The 18,789-nt window shown below is 53.7% G+C and carries 16 protein-coding genes; 8 read left to right on the top strand and 8 right to left on the bottom strand.

What is annotated here, in order from left to right; all coding sequences use genetic code 11:
• Positions 1 to 15: 15 nt before the first annotated feature.
• The 3 genes from SPI6313_RS08280 to prfB all read right to left on the bottom strand — a co-directional run bounded on the left by SPI6313_RS08280 (position 16) and on the right by prfB (position 3,336).
• Positions 16 to 1,242, bottom strand: coding sequence for a type IV pilus twitching motility protein PilT (locus SPI6313_RS08280; protein WP_072620569.1), 1,227 nt, complete (start codon positions 1,240 to 1,242; stop codon positions 16 to 18).
• Positions 1,243 to 1,448: 206 nt separating this feature from the next.
• Entirely contained in the window at positions 1,449 to 1,748 is a 300-nt protein-coding gene (locus SPI6313_RS08275) for a ferredoxin (protein ID WP_072620568.1), read from the bottom strand.
• Positions 1,749 to 2,222: 474 nt separating this feature from the next.
• A protein-coding gene (gene prfB, locus SPI6313_RS08270; RefSeq protein WP_139276752.1) for a peptide chain release factor 2 occupies positions 2,223 to 3,336 on the bottom strand; the annotation gives its coding sequence in 2 pieces (ribosomal slippage) (positions 2,223 to 3,263 and positions 3,265 to 3,336; 1,113 coding nt in all).
• A gap of 410 nt (positions 3,337 to 3,746) precedes the next feature.
• Between prfB and SPI6313_RS08265 the strand changes: the two genes are divergently transcribed.
• The gene (locus SPI6313_RS08265) at positions 3,747 to 4,328 is read left to right on the top strand and encodes a (2Fe-2S) ferredoxin domain-containing protein (protein WP_072620566.1); all 582 of its coding nucleotides are present in this window, start codon (positions 3,747 to 3,749) and stop codon (positions 4,326 to 4,328) included.
• A gap of 32 nt (positions 4,329 to 4,360) precedes the next feature.
• The gene (locus tag SPI6313_RS22840; RefSeq protein ID WP_139276585.1) at positions 4,361 to 4,567 is read left to right on the top strand and encodes a hypothetical protein; all 207 of its coding nucleotides are present in this window, start codon (positions 4,361 to 4,363) and stop codon (positions 4,565 to 4,567) included.
• 769 nt (positions 4,568 to 5,336) lie between these two features.
• Here SPI6313_RS22840 and SPI6313_RS08260 read toward each other — a convergent pair.
• The 4 genes from SPI6313_RS08260 to SPI6313_RS08245 all read right to left on the bottom strand — a co-directional run bounded on the left by SPI6313_RS08260 (position 5,337) and on the right by SPI6313_RS08245 (position 10,804).
• Positions 5,337 to 5,948, bottom strand: coding sequence for a CP12 domain-containing protein (locus SPI6313_RS08260; RefSeq protein ID WP_072620565.1), 612 nt, complete (start codon positions 5,946 to 5,948; stop codon positions 5,337 to 5,339).
• A gap of 318 nt (positions 5,949 to 6,266) precedes the next feature.
• Positions 6,267 to 8,027, bottom strand: coding sequence for a Piwi domain-containing protein (locus tag SPI6313_RS08255; protein ID WP_175551104.1), 1,761 nt, complete (start codon positions 8,025 to 8,027; stop codon positions 6,267 to 6,269).
• A gap of 534 nt (positions 8,028 to 8,561) precedes the next feature.
• Positions 8,562 to 9,989 (bottom strand): sensor histidine kinase, encoded by a 1,428-nt coding sequence (locus SPI6313_RS08250; protein ID WP_072620563.1) that lies wholly within the window; start codon positions 9,987 to 9,989, stop codon positions 8,562 to 8,564.
• A 137-nt stretch (positions 9,990 to 10,126) separates the two neighbouring features.
• Positions 10,127 to 10,804 carry a hypothetical protein gene (locus tag SPI6313_RS08245; RefSeq protein ID WP_072620562.1) on the bottom strand — a complete coding sequence of 226 codons (678 nt, stop codon included), beginning with the start codon at positions 10,802 to 10,804 and terminating at the stop codon, positions 10,127 to 10,129.
• A 155-nt stretch (positions 10,805 to 10,959) separates the two neighbouring features.
• On the opposite strand from SPI6313_RS08245, the gene SPI6313_RS08240 reads away from it, so the two are divergent.
• The 6 genes from SPI6313_RS08240 to SPI6313_RS08210 all read left to right on the top strand — a co-directional run bounded on the left by SPI6313_RS08240 (position 10,960) and on the right by SPI6313_RS08210 (position 17,206).
• Entirely contained in the window at positions 10,960 to 11,703 is a 744-nt protein-coding gene (locus SPI6313_RS08240; RefSeq protein ID WP_072620561.1) for a precorrin-2 C(20)-methyltransferase, read from the top strand.
• Positions 11,700 to 13,031: an energy transducer TonB gene (locus SPI6313_RS08235; protein WP_072620560.1), complete on the top strand. Its 1,332-nt coding sequence runs from the start codon at positions 11,700 to 11,702 to the stop codon at positions 13,029 to 13,031. The genes SPI6313_RS08240 and SPI6313_RS08235 overlap by 4 nt, the downstream gene beginning before the upstream one ends.
• 7 nt (positions 13,032 to 13,038) lie before the next feature.
• On the top strand, positions 13,039 to 14,067 hold the full coding sequence (locus tag SPI6313_RS08230) for a bifunctional heptose 7-phosphate kinase/heptose 1-phosphate adenyltransferase (protein WP_072620559.1): 1,029 nt from the start codon (positions 13,039 to 13,041) through the stop codon (positions 14,065 to 14,067).
• Positions 14,061 to 14,771, top strand: coding sequence for a dethiobiotin synthase (gene bioD / locus SPI6313_RS08225; protein WP_072620558.1), 711 nt, complete (start codon positions 14,061 to 14,063; stop codon positions 14,769 to 14,771). Before SPI6313_RS08230 ends, bioD begins: the two co-directional genes overlap by 7 nt.
• 100 nt (positions 14,772 to 14,871) lie before the next feature.
• A complete protein-coding gene (locus tag SPI6313_RS08220; protein ID WP_072620557.1) occupies positions 14,872 to 15,828 on the top strand; it encodes a phosphoribulokinase in 957 nt (318 codons plus the stop codon).
• A 310-nt stretch (positions 15,829 to 16,138) separates the two neighbouring features.
• Positions 16,139 to 17,206, top strand: coding sequence for a type I restriction endonuclease (locus SPI6313_RS08210; protein WP_072620555.1), 1,068 nt, complete (start codon positions 16,139 to 16,141; stop codon positions 17,204 to 17,206).
• 109 nt (positions 17,207 to 17,315) lie between these two features.
• On the opposite strand, the gene SPI6313_RS08205 is transcribed toward SPI6313_RS08210, so the two are convergent.
• A complete protein-coding gene (locus SPI6313_RS08205) occupies positions 17,316 to 18,656 on the bottom strand; it encodes a PQQ-dependent sugar dehydrogenase (protein ID WP_217650541.1) in 1,341 nt (446 codons plus the stop codon).
• Positions 18,657 to 18,789 lie beyond the last annotated feature (133 nt).

The following is an 18,789-nucleotide window of genomic DNA, read 5'->3' as shown; positions in this document are numbered from 1 at the left end:
ATCGTGTCCATCGGTCTAGAGCCGACCCCGCAGCATTTGAGCCATTTCGTTGGGAGTGGGGGATTTTTCCAAGGCGGTTTCCTCGGTAATCCGCCCCTCTTCATAGAGTGCATACAGGGCTTGGTTCATCGTGAGCATGCCGTCATATTCACTTTGAATCATGAGTTCATGCATGTCTTCATACTGCCCTTTGGAGATGTATTCTTTCATCGTTTCCGTATTGACCAAGATGTCATGAAAGGCGGCGCGTTTGCCGTCGGTGGTTCGACACAAACCTTGGGCAATGATGGCCACTAAGGATTCAGACAAAGCAATCCGCATCGCGTGCTGTTCTTCAGCGGTATAGAGGTTCAAAATTCGCTCAATGGTTTTAACGGCACTGTTGGTGTGCAGGGTTCCCATCACCAAGTGACCGGTTTGAGCGGCTTTGAGGGCGGTGTTGACCGTGCCTTTATCTCGCATTTCCCCAACGAGAATTAAGTCCGGATCTTCCCGTAACGCGGCTTTGAGGGCATTGTCAAATAGCAGGGTATGGGTTCCGACTTCGCGGTGTTTAATCAGGGATTTTTTGCTGCTATGGACGAATTCAACGGGATCTTCAATGGTGATGATGTGTTTGGAATGTTCTTTGTTGATGTAGTCGATCATCGCGGCCATGGTGGTGGATTTCCCGGAACCGGTGGGGCCGGTGACGAGAACGAGGCCTTTATGGGAATCGGAGATGTCGCGAAATACGGGTGGCAGACGGAGTTGCTCCATCGTCATGATGGTGAGGGGGATTAACCGCATGACGATCGCAGGCCCCGTGAGGGAGTCAAAGACGTTGATCCGCACCCTAGCAAAGTCGTATTGTTTGGCGGTGTCGAGTTCTTTGGTGTCTTTGAACTGTTGAATTTCCTGTTCGGAGCAGATTTCATGCATCCAACTCCAAAAGGTGGGTTCGTCGGTGACGGGAAATTCTAGTTTTTCCATTTCACCGCGATCGCGCACCCGTGGCTGTTCTCCTACCCCAAGGTGAATATCGGAATACCCTTCTTTATTGGCAAGATTAATGATGTCACCACAGGAGGGATGCCCTGGCGATCGCTGGGGTTTTGCTTTGGCTTGGGCGGGTTGCGATCGTGGCGGCATACCTGGCGGTGGGGCAGCACCGGGTCCAGCGGCAGGGCGGCGACGTTGTCCCGGCGGTGGGGCGGGGGGACGTTGAGGGGGAGCCGGAGGACGTTGTTGAGATTGGGTCATAGGTCACCGCTACAATGAGGAACTTCGCTCTTGTTCCCATCTTAAAGGAGATTTGATGCTTCCGAGCGATCCGCCTCAGGAACTGCGATCGTCCTGGCACAATCATCGCTGCACCCTATGGAGCACAGGGGTGGAACTGGAAAAACAGCCATCAAACTATGTTTGATGGCTGTTTAGTAATAAACCGCTGGGAATCGACCCTTATCTTAGTAGAGGGCTTCTTCTTGGTGGGTTTCAATCACACAATCTGACTTCGGATAGGCAACACAGGTCAGCACGAAACCAGCAGCGATTTGATCATCATCCAAGAAGGATTGATCCGATTGGTCTATGGTGCCGGAAACCAATTTACCTGCACAGGTGGAACAAGCACCAGCACGGCAGGAGTAGGGGAGGTCGAGACCTTGTTCTTCAGCAATGTCAAGGATATATTCGTCATCAGGGACTTCAATGGTGGTGTCCAGTCCTTCCGCTTCACATTTCAACGTAACTTTGTAAGTCGCCATAGGTAGGGAACTCCTCTCTGTTATGAATGACAGCCTTCACGAAACTTAAATCCTTAAAGGCTGATGTAAGTTTCTATGTTTGATAGTACGGGAAAATCTCGATCCGGTATAGTCAGCATTAGCAATGAAAGTCTTAAGCTCTCGTAACATAATTTTAGTTTATGTTCGCTTTTAGGAATTTCTAGCAATATGGGGGGGCAAAGAAATCTAAATAAGTATTATGGGATAAAGATTCTAGCATTTTTTCGCTGGTATTATCTTCAAGAATCTGAAAAGATTTAATATAAACTAAGATTATACTTCGGTCGTGATCATATAGTGAAAGAGAAAGCTCGCTGGCCAACGGTCCCTGGGTGTTTTGCGTTCATACCGCCTGTATTGTGAGAGGCGGCATTGTCCAACAACGAGATGGCTGGATACGGGGTAGGGCAATGGGGAGCGATCGCATCCACCGGCCCATTCCCCCCGTACCCCTTAGCCCACAATGCCAGAATCAAGGCGCAGATAGGATTCAATAAACTCATCCAACGCCCCATTCATCACATCACTGATCGCCGTGGTTTCCGTATTGGTGCGGAGATCCTTCACCATCTGATAGGGGTGAAACACATAGTTACGGATCTGGTTACCCCAGGCCGCGTCCACCATGTCGCCGCGAATTTCGGCGATCTCTTGGGCCCGTTGCTCTTGAGCAATCACCAAAAGTTTGGCTTTTAGGAGGGCCATGGCTTTGTCTTTGTTTTGGAGTTGCGATCGCTCCTGGGTGCAGCGCACCGCTAACCCCGTCGGCACATGGAGAATCCGCACCGCTGTTTCCACCTTATTCACGTTTTGGCCCCCCTTCCCCCCCGATCGCGACGTGGTAATTTCGAGATCCTTATCGGGAATATCCAGGGTAATTTTAGAATCATCCAACGCTGGCATCACCTCCACCCCCGCAAAACTCGTCTGGCGTTTGCCATTGGCATTAAACGGCGAAATCCGCACCAGGCGATGAGTGCCCTTTTCCCCCCGCAGATATCCATAGGCATAGCGACCCAAAATTTCCAGCGTCGCAGACTTGATCCCCGCCTCATCCCCCTCGGAAATCTCCGCCAAATAAACCTGATATCCCTGCTGCTCCCCCCAGCGGGTATACATCCGCAGCAACATTTCCGCCCAATCTTGGGCATCTGTGCCCCCGGCCCCCGCATTGATCGTCAGCACAGCCCCCTCGGTATCGTACTCGCCGGACAAGAGTTGCTGAAGCTCCCATTTATCGAGGGTTTGTTGCAGATGCTCAAGGGTCTGGTGCGCTTCTTGCCAAAGACTGTCATCGGTTTCCACCTCCAACAGTTCAACGATCGCACCCACATCTTCAAGTTGCGACTTCCAACTGCGATACTGCACCACACTGGACTTCACATCATTGAGGGTCTGCATGATGCGTTGCGCCGCTGCCGGATCATCCCACAGTTCAGGCTGGGCGGCTTGTTGCTCTAGATCGTGAATTTGGGCATTGAGTTGAGGGAGGTCAAAGATAGTCCTGAGCTTTGCCCAGGCGCTCAGTTAACACCGTCACTCCCCGTTTTAAGTCGGTTAATTCCATCATGGCTACGTTCGCGTCACAAATTCCGCCCTCCATCATATCGCTCATCCGTCCCGCTCTTCTCGATCCTGCCGCCGCCGATACTGAGGCAGGCGGTGGGAAGTTCAACGCTGGCGGACTATATCTAACTATTCTCAATAAAAATCAGCCGCCAGCCTGACGCATTCCCCCCAGGCACGATCGCTCGTTCCCGTAAGCATTGAGTTCACGGCGGAGATGAAAGCCATGGGGGGCAGTCATGGTGAACTTGAGATATTTTTTATTGAAAAGTATTCTCATTAATGAATTTTCTGTCTATACTGGCAGACAAGCGCAAAACCCAAAACCCTAACGGAGCGATTCCGGCAGCCCTAGGGTGCTGACTTACCTGGCTTCGGGACTTGCGCATCCTGCTGTTTACGCAATTTTTTATGAGTTACGCTAAAGCAAAACCCACTCCAATTCGTTGCACTGGTCAATTACAGAGCTTGTTTTATCAGGATGGAGCGAAGTTGAAAGCCCTGCGGGTGGGGGTTGACGATCGCGACTATTGGTTTAAAGTCCCGAAAACCCTGCGCCATCGGCTTGATCCGACGATTCAACCGGGTCATTGGGTGACAATTCATGGCCAGCGGCGGCGATCGCGCAAAACCGGCATCCTCACCTTCAAAGCGGATCACATTATCCTCAGTCCTTGGGCGGTGCAATCGGAACTGGTGACCGCTCCCCTGACTCCGCCCCAACCCAAGGCCGAAGCCGCCAAAATTCTCATTTGTCAAAAATCCAGTTGTCGTAAACGTGGGGCCGATAAAGTCTGCGCCCAGTTAGCGGCGGAATTGAGCGATCGCAACCTCAACGACACCGTCACGATCAAAAGCACCGGCTGCCTCAACCAATGTAAACAAGGTCCCCATGTCATCCTGTTGCCGGAACGGGCCAAATATAGCCGCGTGCGCCCGAATGATATTCCCACCCTCGTGGAGCAACATCTGATCATTGACCCTCCAGCGTGAGAACCATCAACCCCGAAATCGTTGTATCCCCTGTGAACAAGTGCTCACCTGATGCGATCGCTGAGAATCGCGGCGATGAGGCGCGATCCTCAGCGATCCAATCAACTCAGACGAACGCCGCACCGTGGATCATCGCCCCTACTCAGTGCCGCATGGCCGCCGCCAAGTTGCCCGCGATTGAGCGTAAAACCCTAAGTTATTTGACGCAATTTCATCAAGAAATACACCTTACCCCTTGACAAGTTTCATTTAACCATTAATCTAATAGATGAGTGTGAGGAGTAAAGTTGAAGAAAAGCACTTGGGGTCGAAACAAGGAAAGACTCCCAAGTGCTTTCATTTCTTCTCTATATTTAGGCAACACAGACTAAAAATTGAATCCAACCATCCCATTCACCCGCAGAACTAGACCAGTGAGCGAGGTGAAATTTTTGTCTAGGCCTATGAATCTACTGAGTACAGAACAAAAATTAAAAGGTACGGCGGAATCTTGATTTTGATGGGGTGGGAGCATCCTGCTCCCTATTTTGTCTGATCCCAGCGGGCAAGATGCCCGCACTACAGACTATGGATTTTGATGGAGCGGGTTGGGTTTTGCTATTGTTCTACCCAACCTACGAAATCATCAAGGTTTCAGCCCAAGCCTGATTTTTATCCTGTACTCAGATGAATCTAGTGGACTGTCTAGCCTCAGATGGCAAGTAACTTGAAGACTGAGCGAAGTCGAAGTCTGGTGCTCCGGGGTTCGACTCCGCTCACCCCTCTGGATAACAACTCACCTTTTTAAGCTAGACAGTCCACTAGTGCAGAGTCAAGACTTAAGATTCGGATCAACTTGAATATCCAACGCTCAAGGTGACGGTGCGTTACGCTTCGCTAACAGCACCCTACCACCATGGCACAGCTAAAATAATGATTCACCGTAGGGTGGGTTAGGTGAATTAAACTTTTGCTATCACTGCAATCCAGTAATCCGCCGTCACCCACCGATTAACGTGTGTCATTCTACTAGGTATCGTACATCCGTGCTTCAAACGCATCGGGATACTCATCACAGTATTCCTCAAAATACGTTTTTTCGGGTTTTTGGGCACGTTGGTGAGAGGCTTCCGCTTGTAATTCTTCTACGATGTCCCAAGCTGCCGCGCATTCGGGTGAAGTAGGGCCTTTTTCTGCACAAATCGCCCGTGCCTTATCCCTCGCACTAATAATTTCCGCCTCTAAGGTCAACTCCTTCGGTTTTTCAATAAAATCACTCTTTTGCAGAATATCGGTGATCGAGACGATGCCTAGTAGCTTGTCCTTGATCACCGGGGCACGACGGATGCCGGTATTGGCGAACAGACGCGCCACATATTCCACACCTAGATCCGGATTCAGCACAATGCAGGGCTTATTCATGATCTCGAACACCCGCACATTTTTCGGATCTTTCCCGTAGGCAGTCACTTTGTACACCACATCGGTTTCTGTGACAATGCCGTAGGCATCTTCGTCGGTGCGGCGATCGACAATCAAGGCCCGCAACTTCTTGTCCCGCATTAATTTCACTGCGTCAGCGACTGTTGCAGAGCCTCGAATCGTGATGACATCGGATGTCATGATTTCAGAAGCTTTCATCATTTTTTCCCTCGACTCTTCATTCCTTATTGTTTGCGCTAGGGGCATGCAAGGGCAAGGAGAATAGACAATTTGCAATAATCCTCCTTACGAGCGTGATGCGTAAAGCCCCCTGAATTTTATTCGGGGGATATAAGCGAATAACCGAATTGATTCGGTGGTGATACAGTAAAAGCGTTCGCTAGCGCGAAGTAAAATTCCGGGGTGAGCACCCTATGGGCAGGGCGTTGTCCATTGGGCTAGGCAATATTAAGACGGGCTACGCCTGCAATTGCTGTCTGAACCCAGAATCCCCCGTCATTTATGCGGGGGAGTACGTCAAAGCCAAAAGGGTAGAACTCCATCGAGGCTTTTGGGCTTGATTCCCTTTAAGGCGAGGGAGCCGATTTTATCGCTGTAATGGAGGGAAACGGGCAGGCGGGGGGATTTCACGGAGCCGTTGTGCAGTAAGGTTAAGGCGAAAATGGAGTGAATCGCCCGCTCAATGCCCAAGGCTGGATCGCACCGAATGTGCAGGGGTTGGGGTGTGACACCGGAGGAGGGGGGCAGGCTAGACACCATGAGGGCGGCGGTGTTGCTGAGGATGAGACAGTCGCCTTTTTGGGGTTGCACCACAGAACGGGGTTGATGGGGGTCGGGGTTGGGGTATTCGCGATAGAGACGGGGAGCGCCACTTTTGCGGACTTCGACAAAGGAGAATGTTGCGCCGAGGTGGTGGGCGATGGTGTGGAGGTGGTGTTTTTCTGCGCCCCGAAAGAGGCCATCGCGATGGATGATCACCCGTTTACCGGCAAAATGTTCAGCGGGAAAGAGGGATTCGAGGACGTTCAGGGGTAGGGTTTCGCCGGGAATGGGAGCGTCGTTGATGCGATATCCGAAGAGGTGGCCGGTATTGAGGTAGACGCGGGCGATCGCAGTACAATTCATGGACCCCTGCTGATTCGCTTTCACCTGCCGCGCCACATCTAACCCCACCACATAATCCGTAAATTCCAACGGTTCCGCTAGGGTAAACAGGGTATTCCCCGTTTTCGCCAACATTCCCAGCACCACATTGTTCACGGCATATTTTTTCCCTAACGTGGGTTCATACACCATCTGACTCGGCAGATCCTCCCCCACCGTCAACGCCTTTAAGCGTCCATACACGGAGCCATCGCCTGGCCGTTTTTGTGGTAGGAGCCCCAAAATCAGATCCGGGTTTTGCGCTTTCACGGTGTTCACTGCCGTTTCTAAGGTCACTGGTGAAATTTGCGTCACCCTGTATGGATCGAGAAACTTGGGGTTAAAACCTAGCGATCGCAACAGCTTCGTTAATTCTTGCCCAAAGCCTGTATTGTTAGGTCGCCGCCGCCCATCGATGATGCCAATCACAAATTCACCCCCATTGTGACTGAATTTAGCTGCTTTTTGATAGATGCCGTGAGTTCTAAGCTGATTCATTAATTGCTTTTCTGCATAGGGAAAAGCTTGATCATTGCCAACGCGAATTTGATTGGAAATTTGCAAGGATGCGGCAGTGGTGAAGAAGAGAGGATGATCAGCAGAGTTGATCAAGGGTTGATCTTGGCGAATTTGATCGGCGATTTTTCGGACAAGTTTACGGCGATTTTCGGGAGAGAACCGCCAAGCTTGGGTAATTTGATAGGTGTCGAGGTCAAATTTAGTCAGTGTGTCCATGTCTAGGCTGGGTTGCAGACATGCGAGGGGATAATCATACGTCTTCTTGAATGATGTTTGTAGTGTGACCACAATGTCATCATCAACAGCGGCTTTGATTTGGGCCTTGACTTGATCGTCTTGGGAGGCGTTGAAGAGGCGATCGCGGTGCTCTGCCAAGGGGCCGACAATGCCAATGATTTTTCCTTTAAAGTCTTGGGCGGTCACCAATGCCCAGGTTCCGATCAGGCTCTCTGGGTCGTCTAGTTTGGCTGCGATCGCACTAAATCCTTGGGTCAAAATCACATTAGATCGCACGGTAATCGAAAGAGCCGGTTGACCTTGAATATCCCAAGCGCGGGTTTCATAGCGGCGCTCAATGCGAACATTCCCCATCTCGAAATTTTCCGCCTTCAGCATTTGCCGCATCTGATAACCGAGCCGTTTGTTAATGAGCGCGTGCGCATAATCCGCTTGGTGTTGTGGTGTCACACCGTCGATGGTTATGCACTGAATCGAACGAAGATCACGAAAATCTTCTGAGTGATGAGTCCACAAATGCCGCAGGAGTTCACGCAGTTGCTCCGGTGTCTTTTCTGCGTTACTAATCAGAAGTGGTGAACTCCAAGCCCAATAGATTTTAGTCTGATCAAAAAACCGATCAATTCTATAACTTAGTTTTCGCCCAATCTCTTGAAGACTCGTTTCGCCCACATCAAGCTGATAGGCATAGAGTGTCTTGATTTTACTCGAATCAACAAGTAAGAAATCTGCGGAAAGCATGGATGTAGTCATGACAAATTGACAACATATAAGATTATGACAAAAAAATTGTACACCACCGATCACCGCCTAATCTCTCAATGACAGCGGGCTAATGGAGATTTTAAACACAATCCGGTCATTCACAATCGTGGTAAGACAAGAGGCTGAAGCCCCTTGCCCGTTGGGGGGTTAGGCGGTGATCAGGCGGTAGCTGGTGAGGGGAAGAAAGATGGTGAGGACTTCGCCGGCGGTGGGGCGTTGGCGGACGGTGAGTTTGCCGCCCATGGCGTGGCAGAGGTTTTTGGTGACATCGAGGTTGAGGCTGAGGCAGCCGGTTTCGGGCTGGAACATGAGGAGTTGTCCTAGGGATTTGAGGGAGTGGGAGAGGGTGGTGTTTTGGGAGAGGAATTGCAGTTTGAGTTGATCGCCGGCGGTGGTGACTTGGACGGCGATGTTTTCGCCGCTGGGGAGGCTGCGGGTGAGGCGTTCGATCAAGCCGGTGAGGACTTGGGCGAGCATGGCGGGGTGGCTGATGATGGTGGGGAGTTGTTCGGGGAGAACGATGGTGAGGGTGATGTTACGGCGTTGGGCTTGGTGCTGCCATTGGGGGGTGTGCTGCTGGATGATTTGCTGGAGGGAGATGGGGATCAGTTGGCCGAGGTCGCGATCGCCCACCTGAGACTCCAACTCCGTCGCCCGAAAAATTAACTCCATCCGGTTGATCTGGTCGGTGCATTCTTGGTCGATGCTCTTGAGGCGTTTCACCACATCATCGGCGAGGGTGCGCTGTTTTTTCAGCACTAACCGCGTCAGCATCCGAATTGTGGTGAGGGGGGTGCGGACTTCGTGGGTGAGGGCTTGGAGGAGTTCGACTTCGGCGGTGGGGGTGGTTTCGGGTCGGCGGGGTTGGGCGTTGATCTGGATGGTGGGGGCGGCAGCGGGGGCGGTGTGTTGGGGTAGGTGCTTGAGCATGAGCCGATGGAAGGCCGTGATCAGGCGATGATCGGGGCTGGGGGGTTGGTGTTGGGCGATGAGGCGATCGAGGGGGGCGACGTGGTGGGGGCAGGTGAGGCGGAGGCGCGATCGCAGGGCTTGCCACGCTTGACTGAGCACTTCTGGACTAAAGGAAAAATGAAACGCGGGTTTGCCCTGATCATCGCGATCGAGGACGAACACCGCCCCTAATCCTTGCGTCCAAACGAGACAAAATTGCTCATCCACGAGGGGATCATTAGGGACGAGGGGATATTCTTGCTGAGTGACGGCGATCGGGTCGGGGTCGGCATCATCCGCAGCGGCGGGGAGTTGAAAATGGGCGAGGGCGATGTCTTCGAGGGATTTCGGCCGAAAGAGTCCCGTGACCAGTTGGGTGAGGAGATAGGGGTCATGGAGGACGGGGTTAGGCCCAGCGAGGACGACACCGGCGCAGGGACGGGGGGAGGCGGCGAAGAGATTGAGCAATAAATGGTTAAGGGCAGCGATCGCGGCTGACCATTCGGCTTCGGCGGTGTCGGCGGGGGCGATCGCATCACTGGGAACCACTTCGAGAAAATCGAGTTGCTCACTTTGTCCCACGATCTGGCCGAGTGAGGGAAATCCCTTGGGTTGCTTCACCATAATGCCTGTACTACGCGCTGTTGCCCCTCATCCTAGCCGCTCCTGGTCAATTGCCATGGGCGTAGAACCGAACCTTGATCGGAGCGATTCCCTCCAAACGAAAAACTAGCTAGGACAGTGTTTCACGGTTTGCAGGTTCAAGACGGGGGTACAGATGGGGCTGGGGGTGGCAGCAGGGTAAACGATGAAAAAAATCGCTCGGTTTCCGTGGTGCGATCGCGCTCCGGGGCGTGGAGGACACCGAGGATATAGAGGCGCGTCCCGACGAGATAAAAGCGATAGGTGATCATCTGTTGGGGACTGAAGAGGACGAACTGCCGACCGGGAAACGCGCCGAGGGGCATGGATTGATCTTGGGCGATCGCCCAGTCGGTATCCTGCACCATGTAGTCGCGGAGTTCGGTGAGGCGTTGGGCAGGGGTGGCGGTGGGGGTGGCGTAGTCGGCAAAGGCGACCACATATTCTGTGTTTTCGTAGGTCGCGATCGCACCTTGGGCCGTGAGGGTTCCGCTGGGGAGATCGAGGGTGATCGGGTCTTGGGGGGTAACGGGGGACGGCACAGCGACGCGAAACTGACCGGGAGCAGAGGTGACCACCAACCAGATCGAGTCTGGGCGCGATCGCAGCACCGATTCCGGTTCGGGTTGGTTGAGGCGATCGATTTCCTGTTCGAGGCGATCGCGCCCCTGTTCAAAAAAATCCGGGTCATGAATCCGCTGGCCCATCGTTGCAGAGGCGAGGGACAGCGCGATCGCACCGCCACCGATTAGCCCCAACCCTAACCCCCGTAGCATTCCAGCCCACCCCTGCACCATGATTTGATTCCTCAATCTGTGATTCATCCTTTCCCTAGTTTTACCCTGCGGAGTCAAAACCCTAACCAGACTGTTGGCGATCGCGGCCAACAGCACTATCCTGATCCGTTAAGATAAAGCCTGAAATTATTGCAGTCCCCGTTCCACTCACGCCCTTGTCCCCTGTCGCCTCCCTTGGTCATCTTTACGGTATCAGCGTCGGTACTGGCGACCCTGAGCTCATTACGCTCAAAGGGTTGCGGCTACTGCGTCAGGCCGATGTGATTGCCTTTCCGGCCGGTCTCCACCAAAAGCCCGGTATCGCCGAACGAATTATTACCCCCTGGTTTACCAGCCAACAACACCTGCTCCCCCTCGATTTTCCCTACACCCGTGACGAAGACATCCTCATGAACGCTTGGCAGCAGGCCGCCGATCAAGTGTGGGACTATCTGGCCCAAGGTCAAGATGTGGCCTTTGCCTGCGAGGGGGATGTGAGTTTTTACAGCACCTTTACCTACCTCGCCCAAACCCTGCGGGAACACCATCCAGAAGTGACGATCGAAACCGTGCCGGGGGTGTCGTCGCCCTACGCCGCTGCTGCCACCCTGGGGATTCCCCTCACCTGTCAGGGGCAGCGATATGTAGTGCTGCCGGCGTTGTATCGGGTGGCGGAATTGGAAAAGGTGTTGCAGTGGGCGGATGTGGTGGTGTTGTTGAAGGTGGGGTCGGTGTATGGGCAGGTGTGGCAGGTGTTGCGGCAGTGGGAACTCTTGGATCGCAGTTGGGTCGTAGAACGAGCCACGATGCCGGATCAGCAGATTTATGACGATTTGCGCGATCGCCCCACGCTACAATTGAGCTACTTCTCAGTCTTGATCATTCATAATCGACCTGTCGCTCCTGATCATTCGCTATGACCCTTCCGTCAATTTGGGCAATTCTTGCCAGTAGCATCCGTCAACCCACGGCGATCGCGGCCTATGCCTCGGTGGGAATGCACGCCATGCTCGGTGTGGCGTTGCCCTCCCTGCCGTTTTTTGCCGATGGGCCCCTCCTCAGCGGCGATGTGGGATCACCGCGTAATCAGGTGGGCATGGTGGAACTCTCTGCCCAGGATTTCAGCCGCCTGCCCCTTGCTGTGACCATGCCCGCATCGGTCAGTGCTGGGTTACCGGATATTGCGGTGCGATCGCCCCAATACCCCATCCCTGACCTCAACCAACTCCCCAACTCCCCACTTCGGAGCAATCCATCATCCCGACCGCTTCCGGGGCCGCAACAGTCCCCCCAGAATCCGGGATCGGCTGCCACCATTCCCTACCAATATCCGATTCAACCCGCGCCCAACAATTCGGGGGCCGGCGATCGCCCCAACGCCCTGCCCCCCCGGCCGAGTAAAACCATTCTTCAACCGCCCTCGCGCCTCAGTTCCGCCCCCAACCCTGGTAATCCGGCGCGTCCCAACTCCAATCGGCCCCAATCTCCTTTCGATATTGCCAATGCGGGCGATGATTTTCGGTTGCAGGAATATGAAAATCCGGGCGACTTGCTGCCTCGGCCACGCCAATCGGGGATTGCGGCGGTGTTTAATCAACCGAACCGATCGCGCCCAGAAAAAACCGCTGAGGGCAGCGGGGCCGCCACTGCCCCAACGCCCCCCGCTGCTGATCCGGCTGATCCGTCAGAGGGCGCGATCGCCGCTCAACCCAGTACCCCCGAAAACCCGGTGCTGCGGGATATCGAAGCCCGCCGCGACAGTCTCAGCCGCAACCCAATCAACACCACCGATGCCGAAGCGGACGAAAATAATGCGCGGTGGTTGGCCTCGGTTACGGCTCAACCTCGTGCCTTAACCGTTGCTGGAATCTATCCGGACGATGCCTGTTTGCGGCGGTTGTCGGGGACGAGCATTTATGGCGTGGAGGTGCAGCCCGGTGGGACGGTGACGAATGTGGAGTTGATTCGCAGCGCGGGCCATCAAATTTTTAATGCTCAGGCGCGATCGCAAGTCACCAGCCTCAGTTTTCCGGAGGTCAACCGCCCGACCCCATTTAAAATCACCGTTCCCTTCACTTACGATCGCGACCAATGCCCCACTTTAGCCGTACCTGCCCGACCGGAACCCAGCCCCACACCGGCTGAAACACCCGCAGCAGAGGAAACACCCCCTGAAACAGAGGCAGCCGTGGACTCGGACAGTAGCCCCGATCCCGCAGCAAGCCCCGACCCTGATCCCGCAGACTAACGCCCCTATGACTACCCCGGCTTCGTTTTTCGATGACCTGCGATCGGCCCAGACCCGCCTTCATCAGTTGCTCGATCGCTTTGTGGAACCCAAAGTGCTAGTGGTGGGAGATTTGACCCTGGATGAATTTCTCACCGGGCAAGTGGAACGCATTTCCCGCGAAGCCCCGGTGTTGATTTTGCGCCATGAGTTTACCCGACAAATTCCGGGGGGCGGGGCCAATGCGATCTATAACCTGGCGAAATTGGGGGCCAAGGTGAAAGCTGTGGGCATCATTGGCAAAGATGTGCAGGGGGAGGCGTTGCGGGATATTTTTGCCGCTGCGGGGATTGAGACGGCGGGGATCGTGGTTGATCCGAGTCGGCCGACGGTGACGAAAACCCGGATCGCAGGCCATGCGCGGCAATCGGTGACACAGCAGGTGGTGCGGGTCGATCGCAAATCCGATGATTCCCCCAGTTTAGAAGTGCAGCTTCAGTTAGCCGCCTTAATCCGTGAACAGCAGCAGGATGTGGATGCGGTGGTCTGTTCGGACTATGGCGAAGGGGTGTTTGCGCCGCCTGTGATTGAAGCGGCACTCCAGCACGATCGCACCATTATCGACACCCAAAAAGACCTACCCCGCTACCAAGGCGCGACGATCTTCACCCCCAACCTCCCGGAAGCCGAAGCCGCTGCCGGGTATCCCCTCCCCGACACCGCCGCCGTCGAACGCGCCACCCAGGATCTACGCCGCCTCACCCAGGCGCAGAATATGCTGATTACGCGGGGTGATGAGGGGATGACCCTGTGCGATCGCCACAATACCCTCCAACACATTCCCGCCTTCAACCGCACCGATGTCTTTGATGTCACGGGTGCAGGCGATACCGTCGTCGCCGCCCTCACCCTTGCCCTCTGTCTAGGGGCGACGGAGTGGGAAGCGGCGGTGTTGGGCAATCTCGCCGCGAGCATCGTCGTGCGCCAATTTGGCACCGCCACCACCAGCATTGACGAACTGAAAACCGCCCTCGACAATCTTTGTGCTGAATTATGAGTTTGATCATCACCGGAACCGATACCGATGTGGGGAAAACCGTCCTCACCACCGCCCTCGTGGCCTATTGGCAGCAATACCGCGACCCCCAGAGTTTGGGCTTGCTGAAGTTGGTGCAGTCGGGCATTGGAGATGGGGAACTCTACCGCCAACTGTTCACCCTGCCCCAAGACCCCGACACCCTCGTGCCGTTGCAGTTTGCCGCCCCGATCGCGCCGCCCTTGGCTGCTGCGGCTGAAGGTCGCACCGTGGATCTCGCTGTTGTTTGGCAGGCTTATCAAAAACTCCAGCAGGCCCATGAGTTCGTCCTCGTGGAAGGGGTTGGCGGTTTAGGGTCGCCGGTCACCGATGAATTGACGGTGGCGGATGTGGCGGCGATGTGGCGTTGGGAGGCGGTGCTGGTGGTGCCGGTGAAATTGGGGGCGATCGCACAAACGGTGGCCAACGTTGCCCTGGCGCGATCGCTCAACCTCCCCCTGCGGGGCATCGTCCTCAGTTGCGCCCAACCCGTCACCCCGGAACAGTTGGCCCAATGGACACCCATCGCCCTGATTGAATCCCTGACCCAAGTGCCCGTCCTCGGTGTATTGCCCCATTTGAGTGAGCGCGATCGCCATGATCCGGCACCGTTAGCTGCGATCGCCACCCAACTCGATCTTGAACGTCTTTGGCCCCTCCCCCAAACCATCCCCGCCACGCCTTAAATCAAATCGTTGCCCTCAATTCTGCTCAAAATCACCAAATAACCGTGGCACAACTTGATACAGTGAACGGATATTTATTTACGAGAGAGCAGAACAAGCTATGAGCGAACGTCCGATTATTCTTGGCATTGTTGGGGACAGTGCAGCCGGAAAAACCACCCTCACCCGTGGGATCGCCCAAATCCTCGGCGAAGAAAACGTCACCGTCATCTGCACCGATGACTACCACCGTTACGATCGCGTCCAACGTGCCGAACTCGGAATTTCCGCCCTCGCTCCAGACTGCAACTATCTCGACATCATCCAACAACACCTCAGTCTCCTCCGCACCGGTCAACCGATCCTCAAACCGATCTACAACCACGACACCGGGATGTTTGACCCCCCGGAATACATCACCCCCCGCAAATTCGTGATCGTCGAAGGTCTCCTCGGCTATTCCACCCGTGCCATGCGGGACAGCTACGATGTCAAGGTCTACCTCGCCCCGCCTGAAACCCTCCGCGCCACCTGGAAAGTTAAACGCGACACCCGCAAACGTGGCTACACCGAAGAAGCCGTGATCGAACAACTGCGCAAACGCGAACCCGACTCCGAAGCCTACATTCGCCCCCAACGCCAATGGGCGGATGTGGTGGTTTCGTTCTATCCTCCTGCCAACGAGTCGAGCGCCGATGATCTCCTGCTCAATGTGCGCCTCGTCCTTCGTCCCACGATTCCCCACCCGGATTTCAGCGACATTCTCCACGCCCAGGGCAATCACCTTGGCAACGCCATCCGCCTCGAACTGGATCGCGACATGGGCAAACCCGTTGATGTGCTTGAAATTGACGGCCATGCCACAGCGCAACAGGTGCAAGAACTCGAACGGTTACTCTGTACTGAAGTCCCCTACCTCGGCCAGTTTTGCAGTTTGACGGGCAATGATGCGATCGGAAATCTCGTCGGCACCACGGGCGAAATTCTCCAAAGTTTCCCCCTCGCCCTCACCCAACTCCTGATCACTTATCACATGCTCAAAGCCTCAAAATTATCAGGACTATCCGGTACTATTTAAGCCCCTCCACTCCTCCCGGCGAATCTGTCGGGAGTTTTTTTTATATATGCAAATGTGAACAACGCCAAAATGATCGGACATTGTTGGGTCAAAATGTACGCTTGGGGTACGATATGAGTTAGATTACCTAACCTGCTGTCAAAAGGAAAATTCAGGATTTTTATTCCAAGAAAGTTAAAGATCGCCTCCGATCGTAGCCATTCCATCAATGCTTTTGTCACTGTATGTACCGGAAATGAGTTTGAGTCGTTAGGCTCAAAAAGCTTTCATCGTAACTTTTAGCCAATCTTGATGTTAAGGAGTCACCAAAATGTCATTTGATGAAAAAATTGCTGCTCTTATTCAGCGTCTTCCCAAATTAGTCGATCACCTAGAAACAGAAGAAGCAACAAAGAACGCTTTAATCATGCCCTTTATTGCAGCGTTGGGGTATGACATCTTCAATCCTCAAGAGGTCATTCCTGAATTTACAGCAGATGTTGGTACGAAAAAAGGTGAGAAGGTTGACTATGCGATTTTGAGTAATGGGGAAGTAATTCTAATCTTTGAATGTAAAAAAGCTGGAACTGATCTAGGACAAGCTGAAAAATCACAGCTTTTTCGGTATTTTTCAGTCACCAAAGCAAGAATTGCAGTGCTCACAAATGGCACACAATATTATTTTTATTCGGATCTAGAAGCATCCAATAAAATGGATTCTCGATCATTCCTAGAGCTGGATCTTGAAGATCCTCGCCCCCATACTTTGCAGGAAGTCAAAAAACTTGCCAAAGATAATTTTGATTTAGAAAGAATTCTCAGCACGGCTAGTGAGCTTAAATACACATCAGCAATCAAAAAGGTTTTATCAGAGCAATATGATTCACCAGATGAAGAGTTTTGTAAGTACTTTTTTAGCAAAACTAATCCTGGTGGTCGATTTGTGGGTAATGCAAAGGAAAGTTTTATGCCTTTAGTTAAAAAGGCTCTGAATCAGTTTGTTAGTGAAAAAATCAATGATCGTCTTCGTTCGGCACTTGAACCGGAAGGAAAGGAGGCAGATCCGGAAGTAGAATCACCTATTGAAGAAGAGGTTGTTACCAGTAATATTGTCACAACAGAAGAAGAGTTAGAAGCATTTCGGATTATTCGTGCGATCGTAACTAAGGTTATTGATCCAGAGCGAGTTGCTTATCGTGATGTTAAAACATACATGAGCATTTTATTTGACGATAATAATCGGAAACCAGTGTGTAGACTGTGGTTCAATTCTCGCCAAAAATATCTTGGGACGTTTGACGCAGACAGGAATGAAACCAAGAATCCGATTGAAAATCTCTCGGATATTTATCAGTATGGTGAACAGATTGTCGCTGCGGTTCAGCGTTACATCTCTTAAAAGCTTGATTGACCAGTACCGAGTTAATGACCGGCCATGATGGGGCTGACAGTGGCGGGGCGGATGGTGGTGCGATCGCACTTCCATCAACCCACCAACCCTCACGCCGTTAGGGGCGATATTGAATGCGATAGATGCGATGATTAGCCTCGTCTGTCATTAATAACGAGCCATCGGGCATCACCAAGAGTCCCACGGGCCGTGCCCAGGTTGTCGGGCCGCTGGGATTGACCAAAAATCCGGTTAAAAAGTCTTCATAGTGACCCACGGGCCGACCGTTGGCATCGAAGGGAATGAAAACCACTTTATAGCCTGTTCCGGTGCTCCGATTCCATGACCCCCGGAAGGCGACGAATGCGCCGTTTTGGTAGCGATCGGGGAAGGTGTTGCCGTCATAAAATTGCAACCCCAACGCTGCCGAATGGGATTGGAAGAGGACATCGGGCAATTGGGTTTGACGGACGAGATCGGGGGCTGTGCTTTGGCCGTTGGTTTGGTGGCGCGGATCTAAATTTTGTGGTGTGAGGTAGGCATAGGGCCAGCCGAAAAATTCGCCGGCTTGGATGCGGGTGAAGTAGTCCGGTACGAGGTCATCGCCGAGGCCGTCGCGCTCGTTAACGGTGGTGTAGAGCTCGCCGGTGACGGGATGAAAATCTAAACCGACGGGATTACGGAGACCGCTGGCAAAGGTTTCGAGGCTTTGACCGTCGAGGGCCAGGGTTTGCACCGATGCACGGGGTAGGGGTTCTATGTCGGCATTGGAGCGCGAACCGATGGAAATGTAGAGGCGATCGCCCTCTGGCGAAACCACGACATTGCGAGTCCAATGCTGGTTATATCCACCCCCCGGCAAGGCGACGATGCGATCGCCTTTTCCTTCCAATGCCGTTTGCCCAGTGGTAAAGGGATAGCGCCGCACCTCGTCCGTATTGCCCAGGAAAAAATACCCCGCTGCAAAGGCCATGCCGAAGGGAATATCTAAACCGTTCGCCGCGCTGGCAAAGGTTTCGACGCGCTCGGCAACACCATCACGATCTGCGTCAATCAGGCGACGGATGCGATTTTGGCGGGTTTCTGTGACGAGGACATCACCACTGGGGGTCAGCGCGAGCCAGCGGGGACTATCCAATCCGTCCGCGAAGAGATTGACCACGAATCCAGCCGGAACATTGAGGGAGGCATCGGCGGGTGGGGCGATAACCTGCGGCGATTTGCGGACGCTGTTGGAGGCGTAGGGGGCGGGAAGCTCGTCGAGGGCAATGGTGATCGGCGTGGGGTTGAGGGGTTGGGTAGCGATCGCTGTCGCTGCGGTGCTTGGGGCTGCGGCGGTGGGGGCGATCGCGGTGGAGGGGGTGGCGGCGCGATCGCTGTTGTCCGGTTCGAGTGCTAAGGGCTGACAACTGCCCAGGAGGAGACACAGTCCAAGCCACGTTTGCCACGTTCGCATCATTTACCTCAATCTGTTCAACAGTTACCTTTTCACGTCCATCGTAGTCCTCAAACCGTTGGTATGTGTTAGTGACCGGCCATGGCGGGGCCGATGGTGGCGAGGTCGGCATCAGCGATCGCACTTTCGTAGACAA

It is taken from the genome of Spirulina major PCC 6313 (assembly GCF_001890765.1).
Classification (GTDB): domain Bacteria; phylum Cyanobacteriota; class Cyanobacteriia; order Cyanobacteriales; family Spirulinaceae; genus Spirulina; species Spirulina major.
Note: the sequence above shows the minus strand (reverse complement) of the source record. Positions and strands in the feature narration are given on the sequence as shown.